Raw genomic sequence first — 13,250 nt, forward strand, 5'->3', positions numbered from 1 at the left:
ATTACTCATCAAAAAGTTACTATTTATATTATCACGGTAAAATCCTTGCCTAAACTTTATCGTATCCAGTAAAAGTTTTAGTTAAATAAATAGAGTCTAAATTTGCCAGTTATGGCATAATTGCCACCTTACTCTTTCATTGAACTTATGAGTTACCGCATAGAAATGACGACAGCAAACTTAGACTTATCCTCACACACACCTATGATGCGCCAGTACTTAACCATTAAAGCTGAGTTCCCTCATATTTTAATTTTTTATCGCATGGGTGACTTTTACGAGTTATTTTTTGATGATGCGAAAAAAGCATCTGATTTGCTCGACATTTCATTAACCGCTCGCGGCAAGACAGGTGGCAATGCAATACCTATGGCGGGCGTTCCCTATCATGCGGTGGAAAATTATCTAGCAAAATTAGTACAACTGGGTGAATCTGTTGCCATTTGTGAACAAATTGGTGACCCAGCAACCAGTAAAGGCCCTGTTGAACGTAAAGTTGTTAGGGTTATTACCCCAGGTACGGTGAGTGATGAAGCATTATTACTTGATAAACATGACAACCTAATTGTTGCGGTAAGTGAAGGTCATAATAAGTCATCGCAACGCTTTGGGCTGTCTTATCTTGATATGACCAGTGGTCGCTTTGTACTGACTGAGCCAAATACCATTGAACAGTTACAAGCTGAACTACAGCGTTTATCTCCTGCTGAATTACTCTACAGTGAATCGTTCTCAGTGCCAGAGTTACTAAAAGGCTATCAAGGATTAAGAAGAAGACCTGAATGGGAGTTTGATTTAGACACAGCTACTAATTTACTAAATACACAATTTGGCACTAAAGAACTTTCTGGCTTTGGTGTTGGTGATAAATCATTAGGCTTAATGGCTGCTGGTTGTTTATTTCAATATGTAAAAGAATGTCAACGCAGTGCGCTTCCTCACATTCGAGCCATTATTTGTGAGTCTTCTGCTTCTGGTGTCATTTTAGATGCGGCAACTCGTCGTAATTTAGAACTCACGCAAAACTTACAAGGTGGCTTTGAAAATACCCTAGCATCGGTATTAGACAAGTCAGCGACACCAATGGGTTCTAGATTACTAAAACGTTGGTTACATTTTCCTTTACGTGATTTAAACATATTAACTGCACGTCAAAATGCAATTAGTGAACTATTGTCACAAGATTTAACGGCTGAATTATTTAGCCAACTTAAATCTTTTGGTGACATTGAGCGTATTGTTTCTCGCATTGCCTTACGCTCTGCGCGTCCAAGAGATTTTGCTCGTTTACGTAATGCTTTAAGTCAATTGCCTGAACTTCAGCAACATTTACAAACTTGTCAGCAAGCACATATCACTGAATTAGCGTCAAAAAGCTTTCCAATACCCGACTTACACGACTTATTACAGCATGCTTTAGTTGAAAACCCACCCGTTCTTATCCGTGATGGTGGCGTTATTGCCAAAGGCTATCATGAAGAACTTGATGTCTTACGTGACTTAAGTGATGGAGCAACTGAATTTCTTGCCCAACTCGAAGCGCGTGAAAAAGAACGTACCGGTATTAGTTCCTTAAAAGTAGGCTATAACAGGGTTCATGGCTTCTTTATTGAAATGAGTCGTACTGCCGCGAACGATGTACCTGATGATTATATTCGCCGACAAACCTTAAAAAATAACGAACGTTTTATTACCAATGAACTAAAGCAACACGAAGAAAAAGTGCTTAGCGCACAGAGTAAGTTTCTCGCCTTAGAAAAACGTTTATATGATGAATTGTTCGATTTAGTATTACCTGATTTAGAAAAACTGCAATTACTTGCTCAAGCTGTCGCAGAACTAGACGTTTTAAATACCTTTGCAGAACGCGCAGAAAGCCTAAATTATGTTAAACCAAGTCTAAGCCAAAATGACGGTATTGAGATTAAAGCCGGTCGTCATCCTGTCGTTGAGTTAATGACTAGTGAGCCCTTTATTGCTAATCCAGTTACTTTAAATAATGAACGTAAGATGTTGATCATTACGGGTCCTAATATGGGCGGTAAATCAACCTATATGCGTCAAACAGCGCTCATTGTTTTATTGGCTCATATTGGTTGCTATGTCCCTGCTGATGCGGCAAACATTAGTATGGTTGATCGAATATTTACCCGTATTGGCGCTTCTGACGACCTAGCGAGTGGTCGTTCAACCTTTATGGTTGAAATGACAGAAACCGCAAACATTCTCCATAATGCAACAGAAAAAAGTTTAGTGTTACTTGATGAAATAGGCAGAGGAACCAGTACTTATGACGGTTTATCTCTTGCTTGGGCTTGCGCTGAAATGCTGGCGATTAAAACTAAAGCCTTTACTTTATTCGCTAGTCATTATTTTGAGCTAACCCTGTTAGCCGATCAGATACCAAGCTTGGTTAATGTTCATTTAGATGCGGTTGAGCATGGTGATACCATCGTCTTTATGCATACCGTTCAAGAAGGCGCTGCAAGTAAGAGCTTTGGCTTACAGGTTGCACAACTTGCCGGTGTGCCTAAGACCGTTATTCAACGGGCTAAACAACGCTTGGCTGAACTGGAAAGACAACAAACTCCTTCTGTTATCAATGTCGAACAACAACCCTTTGAGCAACTTTCATTTATTGATAACACTCACCCCGTACTCGAGTCATTGTCATCAATTGATGTAAACGATTTAACCCCCAAACAAGCATTAGATTTATTATTTGAGTTTAAAAGTAAAATGTAGCCCTTAATAATAAGTAAAAAAAACCAGCAATTGCTGGTTTTTTGTTTTATCGAAGCTAAAATATCTACGCTTGAAACAAGGCTTCAATCGATAAGTCTTGTTGACTTAAAATATCACGTAAACGCTTAAGCGCTTCAACTTGAATTTGACGAACACGTTCACGTGTTAAACCAATTTCTACGCCAACATCTTCTAATGTTGCCGCTTCATATCCTAATAAGCCAAAACGACGGGCAAGTACTTCACGTTGCTTAGAGTTAAGTTCGTTTAACCAGTGAATAATATTATTTTTAATGTCAGATGTTTGCAAGCTACCTTCTGGACCACCACTTTTATCATCCGGGATCACATCAAGTAATACTTTATCGTTTTCACCACCGAAGGGGGAATCGACTGAGGTCATACGTTCATTTAGACGCAGCATTTTAGTGACATTAGCGACTGGCACATCAAGCGCTTCAGCAATATCTTCTGCGGTAGGTTCGTGATCAAGCTTTTGTACTAATTCACGCGAAGTGCGTAAATAAATGTTGAGTTCTTTAACGACATGGATAGGGAGACGAATAGTGCGTGTTTGATTCATAATAGCACGTTCAATCGTTTGACGTATCCACCATGTTGCATAAGTTGAAAAACGAAATCCACGTTCGGGATCAAATTTTTCTACTGCGCGGATCAAACCTAAGTTACCTTCTTCAATAAGGTCAAGTAAGGGTAAACCACGATTATTATAACGACGGGAAATTTTAACAACTAAACGCAGATTACTTTCGATCATGCGTTTTCTTGAGGGTTCATCACCTTTAAGGGCAAGGCGAGAAAAGTACACTTCTTCTTCAGCGCTAAGTAATGGAGAAAATCCAATTTCGCTTAAATATAATTGAGTGGCGTCTAAATTCGATGGTACATCTTCTCTATCTTTAGATGATGATCTAGTTGATTCTTTTTTATCTACACTAGTACTTACCAATTCTTTTTCTATACTCATGCTGTATCTCCCAAGATTTAGCAAAGCCAACTATCAATGATTAAATATGCACACTAACTCCAATTTATTATTATTATTATTTGTTGTTATTTAGACAGGTACTTCATAGGGTTTACTGATTTACCACGAAAGCGAACTTCAAAATGAAGCATGACTCTTTCAGCGTCTGTATCACCCATTTTCGCTATAACCTGACCCGCTTTTACCGACTGTTGTTCTTTCACTAAGATACTATCGTTATGAGCATAAGCACTAAGGTAATCATCATTATGTTTAACAATAATTAGCTGACCGTATCCTCGTAAAGCATCTCCGGCATAAACCACCACGCCATCAGCTGTCGATTTAATCGAGTCACCACGTATACCTGCGATGTTTATTCCTTTGTTACCTTGTTTTGCTGTAGAAAAACCTTCAATAACTTTTCCTTGAGCAGGCCACAACCAATTTCTTATTTTTTGAGAAAAACTTGTGCCATTTGCAGAGGTTTTATTGTTTACTTTTTGCCCTCTTACATTTTTACCATACGCCTGCTTTTTATTTGATGCAACAGGTTTTTTTACCCTTGTTGGTATGTTACTTTTCGGCTTTTCATTGCGCGCTATATTACTAGTGGCTTGGCTCGAATTTTTAACTAAAAATAATTTTTGTCCAGGGAATATTTTGTAAGGAGATACCAGATTATTAAAAGTGGCTAAGCTACTAATATCAACATTAGCTCGCCAAGCAATAGAATATAAGGTTTCACCTTTTTTAACGATGTACTCGCGACCTTTTAAGCTATTTTTAACACGCTTACTTAATGGAACTGAGCCTTGAACATCAACAACGGGGGCCGGTTTATGGTTAGAAGAACAACTTACCACAGACAAACTAAGCACTAAAAAAACCACATAAGTGATTTTTTTAGTGCTTAATAGAGCATAATTTTCACGATTTAAAATCAAAAAACCATCCTAGCGTTGTCTGTATTCATTTAACGTAAAACAAAATAGGCCACAACAATAAGCGCAACAATTAGCCAACCCAGTATATCTACCCATTGTCTTATCTTTTGTTCCATGGCGGCCCCTCCCCAGCGAATAATACCGGCAACCAAGAAAAATCGCATTCCACGACCAATTGCTGAAGCAATTAAAAACGGCAGAAAAGCCATATGTAAGAAGCCAGCACTGACTGTGAATAATTTATAAGGGATCGGTGAAAATCCAGCAATAAAGACGACCCAAACACCCCACTGCTGAAACCACAGCACAACGGCGTCAAAAGCGTCTTGCTTACCCATAGCGGTAATTGCCGGTTGTATCCAAGGTTCAAACATATAATAACCGAGTAAATAACCAACAGAGCCTCCCAAAATTGAAGCTATCGTTGTTAATGTGGCGTAAGACCATGCTTTGTGTGGTTTAGCCAGCACCATGGGTGCTAGAAGCACATCAGGGGGAATAGGGAAAAATATAGATTCAGCAAAAGTTAATAGTGCCAACATTCTTGGCGCAAATTTATGTTCAGCAAAACGAAGTGTCCATTCATACATTTTTGAAAAAATTTTCAATTAAATCATACCTTTTTTTCAGATAATAAAGAGTGAGTAATATTGTTTAGTTTATTTATGCAAAGACCACAATACTCTGCAGCTAATCTAGGGCTATGGCAGTAACGTACTGGCACAACTTTTTATATCAAGCGATGAAAAATTAAATTAACGCGCCGGGTACAAGCGGTACAAATTTAACCATTTCAACTTGTTGTTCTTTATACTCATCGCCATGACGAGTAATAACTTTTAGTATTTGCGTATCTGTGCCAACAGGTATCACTAAGCGCCCACCATCAGCTAACTGTTCCAGTAATGCCTTAGGCACTTCGGTTGGCGCTGCAGTAACAATAATCGCTTGAAAGGGAGACTTACTACTCCACCCTTGCCAGCCATCACCGTGCTTCATTGAGACGTTATTTAAATCTATTGATTGTAAGCGACGTTTCGCCTGCCATTGTAATGCCTTAATACGCTCGACCGAAAAAACTTTAGCAACCAATTGTGTAAGGATGGATGTTTGATAACCAGACCCTGTCCCTATTTCTAGAATGCTGTCAGGGACACCGTCCGCTAATAATAATTCTGACATTTTTGCCACTATATAAGGTTGAGAAATAGTTTGTCCCTGCCCAATAGGCAAAGCCGTATTGTCGTATGCTTTATGCGCTAAAATTTCAGGAACAAAAATATGACGAGGTGATTGAGCAATCGCTTGCAACACCCGCTGATCACGTATCCCTTCTGCGTATAATTTTTGCGCTAATAGCTCGCCGCTACGACGTGATTTACCGCTCACATTGCTCCCTACCCTTACATTCATAACCTGCTCTTTTTATTTTTTTTATTTTAAAATTAACATGTGATTTATCTAAAATTTAGCAATAACTCAACGGTAACTTAAATGATTAAGTCGCCGACCCAACGAGTGATCGATGCCAAACTATCATGGGCGGTCATATCAACAGTTAACGGGGTTATCGATGCATAACCATTGGCAATAGCATGAAAGTCTGTACCTTCGCCACAGTCTTGCTCTTGGCCTAATCGACCGTACCAATATATATCACGTTGCCATGGGTCTTGCGTTTTTTCCATCATTTCTGCTTTATGACGATTACCCAAGCGTGTCACCTTGACACCTTTTAATTCACTAAGCGGAATATCAGGGACATTAATATTGATAATTTGATCGACGGCTAATGGATGAGATTGTAAACGTTGAATAAATTTTGCCGTAACCACGGCAGCTGTTTGGTAATTTTGTTCACTTTGACCCACCAAGGAAACAGCGATTGCTGGCATTCCCATATGGCGCCCTTCTGTTGCCGCCGCTACCGTACCTGAATATAAAGTATCATCGCCTAGGTTTGCGCCACAGTTAATACCGGCAACAACCAAATCAGGTGTAACCAGCTGACTGATACCAAGATGAACTGAATCGGTTGGCGTGCCGTTTACTGAAATGAAACCATTGTCTAACGTTTGAATGCGTAGCGGGTTCATTAGCGTTAAAGAGTTACTGGCACCACTACAGTTTCTATCGGGTGCGACTACCGTTACCTCAGCCATTTTTACTAATTCGTCGTATAAAACTTTAATGCCTAAAGCATGAACACCGTCATCATTACTGAGTAATATTTTCATTAGTTTACCGCTCGCTCTGTCATATCTTGATAACTGATTAATTCACGCAAAATGGTGGTTGCATAACAACCAGAAGGCAAAAAGAAGCTCAATGTTATGGTGTCATCAACCGACTTTATACTGCCTTCAGTTAACGACAACCTAATTCTACGTCGTTCTTGCTTTAAACCAAACTTAGCTAAACCTTGGCAAAAGTCAGCGTAACCATCGGCAACCTGCTGCTCTAGCTGTTGTGATTCACCTTGCGACATTAATTCGCCAGCGCCCCACAGCACAGCCGTTAGGTCGATATCTTTTTCTTGAAAGCGTTGACGAATGGTTGCGTCAATTTCATCAGCCAAAAATACCGACTGTGTACCGCTTAACATAAAAACATCACCCGTTTGTAAAGATTCAAACTGATTTTTTTCAATACGAGTACTGATTATTTGATTAAATATTTCTGAGCGAGCCGCCGATAAATACAGGCCTCGTTTCTTTTTATCTTTTACTTTCTTACCTTGAAATAACTCCAACGCTCTTTCAAGGTTGCCGCCATTAATACCAAAGCGTTGTTCACCAAAGTAGTTAGGCACACCAAATTGGCTAACCGCAGCCCAGCGGCGTAAGACATCATCGGTATTACTGACATTACGTAACACTAATTCGAAGCGATTACCTGACAACGCTCCGATGCGTAACTTTTTGTTATGACGTTGTTGGGAAAGAACTTCAACACCTTCAATGGCTAAGTCACTTAAATCATAAATCGCTTTGCCTGGTAGGTGAATACCGAACCACTGCTCGGTAACAGCAAATCTGTCTTTTAAGCCGGCATAAGATACTAAGCCTTCTTTTACCTTAAAGTATTTAGCCAACTCTCGGGCAACAACCAGCGTATTGGCGCCAGTTTTTCTCAGGTGAATAAATAAATGTTCGCCTTCGCCGCAAGGTTCAAAAGGTAATTTTTCAAAGACCTTAAAATCAGACATTTCACTACGAAGTTGGCCAGTTGCATTCGGTTGGGTATATAAATATTGTAATGACTTGCTCATTTTATTGATTATTCTCTATAACGGCTACAGAAGATTTTGTCAGTAAAACCACAGCGTGAACAGCCACACCTTCTTTACGACCTGCATAACCTAACTTTTCAGTCGTGGTTGCTTTTACATTAACTTGATCTAGCTCTGCTTGTAAGTCTTCACTTAAGCAAGTACGCATCGCCAATAAATGTGGTGCTATTTTAGGGGCTTGTGCAACGATAGTAATATCGGCATTACCGAGTTGATAGCCTTTTTCAATCATTAAACCGACCACATGCTTTAATAAAATTCGACTATCGATATTTTCATACTGACCATCTGTATCGGGAAAGTGATTACCAATATCGGCTAAGCAAAGCGCACCCAATATTGCGTCACACAAAGCGTGAATAGCAACATCACCATCCGAGTGAGCAATAAAGCCTTGCGGATAATCTATTTCTACACCGGCTAAAACAATAGGGCCTTTGCCACCAAATTTGTGTACATCAAAGCCGTGACCTATTCTCATGGTGTTTCCTGTAATGTTGGTTTTTGTTGCTGTTGTTTTTGCTTAGCTAAGAAAAAAGCGGCTAAAGCGAGATCATCTGGATGAGTAATTTTTATATTTTCACTGCTTGCCGAAACTAACAGACTAGGTAAATTAGCCCGTTCAATTGCTGATGATTCATCAGTGAGTTCAGCTCCTTGATTAAGGCCATTAATAATCGCTGCTTTTAATTCTCGCACGGGAAACATTTGTGGTGTTAGCGCGTGCCATAAATGCTCTCGCGCTACCGTTGATAAAACTTGCTGACCATTTAACGTACTCAAAACCGATCGTTTCATGGTGTCTCGCACCGGTGCAGCTAATAATCCGCCCACTTCTTTTTCTAGGCAACGAGCAATTAACGTTGAAATATCATCATGAGTAACACAAGGTCTCGCGGCATCATGCACCAAGACCCAAGAATAGTGATCAGGGTCAATCGCTGTTAATCCAGCCAGTACTGAATCAACTCGTTCTTTGCCACCAATAACCGTTTCAACCTGAGCATTATTGATCAATGAAGTTTGTGGGTAATATTCATCATTTGCACTAAGCGCGATAATGACTTTATTTATCGACGGATGACTTAACAGGCGTTCAATGGTGTGTTCTAAAATCGTTTTATTATCAATAGTTAAATATTGCTTAGGGCAATTTGCCTGCATACGTTTACCTGCACCAGCGGCAGGGACAACAGCAATAAATTGTTGAGTGAGCTCTGTTGGATTAATTAGCATAACGTTATTATTCCGGGTCTATTTGCATGGTGTTTTTTTCAGAGGGTATTAAACGAAAGAATGTTTCGTTTTCTTTTATCATCCCTAACTCATTTCGAGCGCGCTCTTCAATAGCTTCAACGCCTGATTTTAAATCGTCGGTATCAGCATATAATAATTTATTACGTTGTTTGAGCTTGTCATTGTCTGCTACTTGACGTTGAACTTCTTGTTCCAAAGCTAGATAGTCAGGCACACTATTTTTCCCGAACCATAGTCGGTATTGTAATAACATCAAAAAAACCAGTAATAGTACGGTTATAGCGCGCATAAAAACCTAATGTAAAGCCTAAAATTTAGTCAGAGAAGTACCAGTACGGTTGCCATTATAAATGGGTGTTTGCTGGTGTAAACATTATTAACGCATTTATAATTTTTAAAAATTAAATTGCTAACGATTGCTTAAAGTTACGCCAGTTAATGGCACAAGATAATAACAACTCACGCAAACTCGGTGTTAAAGGGTTTGCTCGATGGGCATTTAACCAACAATGGCCACTACAAGCTGCCGTCATCACTTTCTTATTCGGTTTGAGTAACTGCCCTATTGCCTGGTTTTGTTCAAGCTCGGTTAAAGAGAACCAACCATGAAGATTGGTTCGAAAACGCTGTTGCTCAAGATCAATTCTGTCAATAGAGTCTAATAATATCGTGGAATCTTTGGCAATAGGCACCACTAGGCCATGATGCAACGTTGCCGATAAATACCACTGCTTTACTGACTCGCTGTCTTGACCATTTAATGGCATCTGTACACCTTGTTTAGCTGACCAAGTTGCATTTTGCACATCAAGCTTTAGGGGTGTTTGCACCTGTAACATGGAATTTGCCGTACGCTTGATATAATGAGGCAAGCTTTTTAATCGCCCTTGCATCAATGAGGCTGATAAAAGAGGATCTATACTCAACTGCCCCAACTCTCTTTCATATAGCGCATTACAAAGCTCAGCAAAATCAGCTGATTGATAGTCTCTTTGCCATATTGAGGTTTGTTCATTCATGAATAATTGAGTGCTTTTTAATACGTTACTGGGTAGAATTCAACCTGAAGTTTAAGCATAACCTATTGGGTGAAAAAGATAAAATAAAGCGATAGTCTTTATTTATGGCTAATACCATGCATATTATTAGCTTTATCGCCCTTAACATTAACCAATAGCGCTATGCTGTTAATTGAACTCCACATAATCTAACACCGAAAACTCATGGAAAATATATGTTTGAAAAAGTAGCAAGTGAAAGCCCAATAGCAGAAAAAACACTCTCTCTAGCACCAACCGATTTATTACGACAAGAAATAGATCAGGTCAGTTATATTTATAATATTATTGTTGATTTTTTTGCTAATTATACCTTCCAATTAATTGGCGCCTTCATCATTTTCGCGCTCGGTTATATCGTCGCAGGCAAAATATCCAATGTTGTATTGAGACTATGTACAAAACATAAACTTGATATCACCTTAAGTCAGTTTTTGGCCAGTACCACCAAAATGCTTATCATCATTATGATAACCGTTATCTCGCTAAGTAAATTAGGCATTAGTGTTACGCCATTTATAGCTGCCATTGGTGCCATTTCTCTTGGCGCAGGTTTAGCCTTACAAGGTTTATTAGCTAACTATGCCGCTGGTTTTAATATTATTATTATTCGCCCCTTCGTGGTTGGTGATACCATAACGGTGCGCGGTGTTACCGGCATAGTCAAAGAAGTTCTTCTGGCTTATACCATAATTCATGACCAAGACAGTGTTGCGATCACCATACCGAACAAACATATTGTTGGCGAGATATTACACAATTCCAAACATGACTCATTATTAGAGTTAACGGTGGGTATCGCCTATAAAGAAGACCCACTGCAAGTGGTTACTATTTTAGAAAAAACGATAGATGAACTCAATATCGTTGGAGAATCACGCGAACCACAAATTGGTATTAGCGAATTTGCTGACAGCTCTATCAATATTTCGATACGCTTATGGACACCCACAGCTAATTATTATGATGCTAAATTTAAAGCCTACAAAGCAATTTACTTAGCCCTGAAAGAAAACAATATCGAGATCCCGTTCCCACAACGCGATGTCCATTTAATCTCACAAGCTTAGTATAATGGTTAGATAAGTCTTACTTTCCAGCATAAATTTAACGCATAAAAAAACCACTCATTGAGTGGTTTTTTTTCGAGGAAAATTGTAGCTGCGGATAATGTTCGAAACTAGCACTCGTTAAATGATGATTGAGTCTCAATGGAAAATTTTGCCACATTCGAGACATTAAACTGTGCGTGGGTTAAGTTAATTAATATTAGATTTTGTATCGATAGCTCCCGTATAAAGTGAAAGTTTTATTTAGTACTTTTCGCATAAATCAAACTACACTTGTTATTAGTTGTAGGGACTAGTAAGGAGAATGACATCGAAATTTATACAGCTAGACAGCCAATTCTTAATAGGAAAAAAAATGTCGTAGCTTATGAATTATTATTTAGAGATAGCCAAAAAAATTGTTTTCCCACTGACGTTACTCCGGACATCGCCACTGCAAAATTATTAGTTAACAGTTATCTCAGTATCGGCCTTGATGAAATGACAGAAGGAAAACCCGCATTAATCAATTTTCCAATGACCATGCTTACTGACCATTTGGTGAATTTGGCTCCATATAAAAATATTATTATTGAAATACTAGAAACAGCAGAACCAAGTGATGAGAATTTTGACGTTTTGACTAAACTTTTCCATCAAGGATATGCGTTGGCACTCGATGATTTTATTTATAGTACTGCATGGGATCGATTTTTACCCCTTGTTAAGCTGATAAAAATTGACATTATTGAAACACCGCTTTCGTCCATTGCTCATTTGTTACCTCACTTTCGAAAATACAAAATTAAATTACTCGCAGAAAAAGTAGAAACACATAAAGAATTTTTACAGGCTAAAAAACTTGGTTTTGAATATTTTCAAGGATATTTTTTTTATAAGCCAGAAATACTCACTGGCGTTGAAATTGAATCATCGCACCCTTTTTTAATGTCAATTTATCATGAGGTGATGAAAGAGGGTTATAGCTATAAAAAATTAGAAGGTTATTTTGAGCATGACATGGATTTAACCTACAAGTTATTGCGCTTTGTTAACTCTATTTTTTTCGGTCACACCAACGAAGTCAAATCTATCAAGCAAGCGATTGCTTATTTAGGAGAAGTTCAACTACGTAAATTTATATGTCTGATAGTTATGGTAGAACTCAACCCACAAAAACCGACAGTACTTATTCAAAATACTATTCTAAGAGCCCGACTTTGTGAGCAGTTTGCTAAAATAATGGGATTAAAGCAACTCACTGAGTATGCATTTTTAACAGGATTATTTTCTACCATTGATGCGATCCTAGATCGACCAATGGAGAAAATTTTGTTGTCGATGCCACTTGCCAAAGAGATAAAAATTGCCTTAATCGATCAAACAGGTAGCTTGGCAGAGTGTCTCGCATTTGTCGTTGCTTATACCGAAGGAGACTGGGATACCATTAATATTTTCATTGATCTTTACAATGTAGATCCTGCCAATTTAATATCAACTTGTAATAAGGCCTATCAATGGTTATCAGCCTACAAAACATCATAAAATATTCATTAGAAAACATATGGAAAATAAATCCCCGCCTATTAAGCCACCCACAATAACTTGTTTGTTTTTTCAACAATAAACTACACTTAGTTTACCCTCTTATAAGTGTGGTGATTATTATGCCCAAGCCTCGTTCACAACAAATCAGTTTATCTGATACGCCGTATTATCATATTTGCAGTCAAACCGTTCGAAAAGCCTTTTTATGTGGTATTGATAAAGAAACCGGTATCAGTTATGAGCACAGGCGTCATTGGATTGAACAACGCATTTTTACATTATCTCAGGTGTTTGCTATTGATATTTGTGCTCACGCTGTCATGAATAATCACTTACATTTAGTCCTTCATGTTGATAGTGAAAAAG

At 38.5% G+C, this 13,250-nt stretch carries 13 protein-coding genes and 1 pseudogene; 4 read left to right on the plus strand and 10 right to left on the minus strand.

All coding sequences use genetic code 11. The annotated features are described in order from the left end of the window. Positions 1-165 precede the first annotated feature (165 nt). Entirely contained in the window at positions 166-2,745 is a 2,580-nt protein-coding gene (gene mutS, locus H4J76_RS18055; protein ID WP_182231057.1) for a DNA mismatch repair protein MutS, read from the plus strand. A gap of 64 nt (positions 2,746-2,809) precedes the next feature. Here mutS and rpoS read toward each other — a convergent pair whose 3' ends face one another. The 10 genes from rpoS to H4J76_RS18105 all read right to left on the minus strand — a co-directional run bounded on the left by rpoS (position 2,810) and on the right by H4J76_RS18105 (position 10,248). Next, positions 2,810-3,733: an RNA polymerase sigma factor RpoS gene (rpoS, locus tag H4J76_RS18060; RefSeq protein WP_182216949.1), complete on the minus strand. Its 924-nt coding sequence runs from the start codon at positions 3,731-3,733 to the stop codon at positions 2,810-2,812. Between the two features lie 86 nt (positions 3,734-3,819). After that, on the minus strand, positions 3,820-4,680 hold the full coding sequence (locus H4J76_RS18065) for a peptidoglycan DD-metalloendopeptidase family protein (RefSeq protein WP_220465347.1): 861 nt from the start codon (positions 4,678-4,680) through the stop codon (positions 3,820-3,822). A gap of 29 nt (positions 4,681-4,709) precedes the next feature. After that, entirely contained in the window at positions 4,710-5,288 is a 579-nt protein-coding gene (locus tag H4J76_RS18070) for a YqaA family protein (RefSeq protein ID WP_182222730.1), read from the minus strand. A 142-nt stretch (positions 5,289-5,430) separates the two neighbouring features. After that, positions 5,431-6,069 (minus strand): protein-L-isoaspartate(D-aspartate) O-methyltransferase, encoded by a 639-nt coding sequence (locus H4J76_RS18075; RefSeq protein ID WP_404842419.1) that lies wholly within the window; start codon positions 6,067-6,069, stop codon positions 5,431-5,433. Between the two features lie 101 nt (positions 6,070-6,170). Further along, positions 6,171-6,917, minus strand: a complete 747-nt coding sequence (gene surE, locus H4J76_RS18080) for a 5'/3'-nucleotidase SurE (protein WP_182222729.1) — start codon at positions 6,915-6,917, stop codon at positions 6,171-6,173. Next, entirely contained in the window at positions 6,917-7,951 is a 1,035-nt protein-coding gene (truD, locus tag H4J76_RS18085; protein WP_182222728.1) for a tRNA pseudouridine(13) synthase TruD, read from the minus strand. The genes surE and truD overlap by 1 nt, the downstream gene beginning before the upstream one ends. A 1-nt stretch (position 7,952) precedes the next feature. Beyond that, entirely contained in the window at positions 7,953-8,453 is a 501-nt protein-coding gene (gene ispF, locus H4J76_RS18090; RefSeq protein WP_182231054.1) for a 2-C-methyl-D-erythritol 2,4-cyclodiphosphate synthase, read from the minus strand. Then, positions 8,450-9,208: a 2-C-methyl-D-erythritol 4-phosphate cytidylyltransferase gene (gene ispD, locus H4J76_RS18095; protein WP_182231055.1), complete on the minus strand. Its 759-nt coding sequence runs from the start codon at positions 9,206-9,208 to the stop codon at positions 8,450-8,452. Before ispD ends, ispF begins: the two co-directional genes overlap by 4 nt. Before the next feature lie 7 nt (positions 9,209-9,215). Next, positions 9,216-9,518: a cell division protein FtsB gene (gene ftsB / locus H4J76_RS18100; protein ID WP_070374505.1), complete on the minus strand. Its 303-nt coding sequence runs from the start codon at positions 9,516-9,518 to the stop codon at positions 9,216-9,218. A 112-nt stretch (positions 9,519-9,630) separates the two neighbouring features. Beyond that, positions 9,631-10,248: a hypothetical protein gene (locus H4J76_RS18105; protein ID WP_182216938.1), complete on the minus strand. Its 618-nt coding sequence runs from the start codon at positions 10,246-10,248 to the stop codon at positions 9,631-9,633. A gap of 215 nt (positions 10,249-10,463) precedes the next feature. Between H4J76_RS18105 and H4J76_RS18110 the strand changes: the two genes are divergently transcribed. The 3 genes and pseudogenes from H4J76_RS18110 to H4J76_RS18120 form a co-directional block, all read left to right on the plus strand. Continuing rightward, complete coding sequence (locus H4J76_RS18110; protein ID WP_182231056.1) at positions 10,464-11,357, plus strand: mechanosensitive ion channel family protein; 894 nt, start codon at positions 10,464-10,466, stop codon at positions 11,355-11,357. A 273-nt stretch (positions 11,358-11,630) separates the two neighbouring features. Further along, positions 11,631-12,881 carry an EAL and HDOD domain-containing protein gene (locus H4J76_RS18115; RefSeq protein WP_220466056.1) on the plus strand — a complete coding sequence of 417 codons (1,251 nt, stop codon included), beginning with the start codon at positions 11,631-11,633 and terminating at the stop codon, positions 12,879-12,881. A gap of 122 nt (positions 12,882-13,003) precedes the next feature. Further along, a pseudogene (locus H4J76_RS18120) lies at positions 13,004-13,250 on the plus strand (transposase); the annotation flags it as partial.

The organism is Colwellia sp. BRX9-1 (genome assembly GCF_014077195.1).
Classification (GTDB): domain Bacteria; phylum Pseudomonadota; class Gammaproteobacteria; order Enterobacterales; family Alteromonadaceae; genus Colwellia_A.

Coding starts and splice junctions, on each gene's coding strand:
- ftsB (WP_070374505.1), bottom strand. CDS start 9,518: ATGCGCGCTATAACCGTACTATTACTGGTTTTTTTGATGTTATTACAA.
- H4J76_RS18105 (WP_182216938.1), bottom strand. CDS start 10,248: ATGAATGAACAAACCTCAATATGGCAAAGAGACTATCAATCAGCTGAT.
- rpoS (WP_182216949.1), bottom strand. CDS start 3,733: ATGAGTATAGAAAAAGAATTGGTAAGTACTAGTGTAGATAAAAAAGAA.
- H4J76_RS18110 (WP_182231056.1), top strand. CDS start 10,464: ATGTTTGAAAAAGTAGCAAGTGAAAGCCCAATAGCAGAAAAAACACTC.
- ispD (WP_182231055.1), bottom strand. CDS start 9,208: ATGCTAATTAATCCAACAGAGCTCACTCAACAATTTATTGCTGTTGTC.
- ispF (WP_182231054.1), bottom strand. CDS start 8,453: ATGAGAATAGGTCACGGCTTTGATGTACACAAATTTGGTGGCAAAGGC.
- mutS (WP_182231057.1), top strand. CDS start 166: ATGACGACAGCAAACTTAGACTTATCCTCACACACACCTATGATGCGC.
- truD (WP_182222728.1), bottom strand. CDS start 7,951: ATGAGCAAGTCATTACAATATTTATATACCCAACCGAATGCAACTGGC.
- surE (WP_182222729.1), bottom strand. CDS start 6,917: ATGAAAATATTACTCAGTAATGATGACGGTGTTCATGCTTTAGGCATT.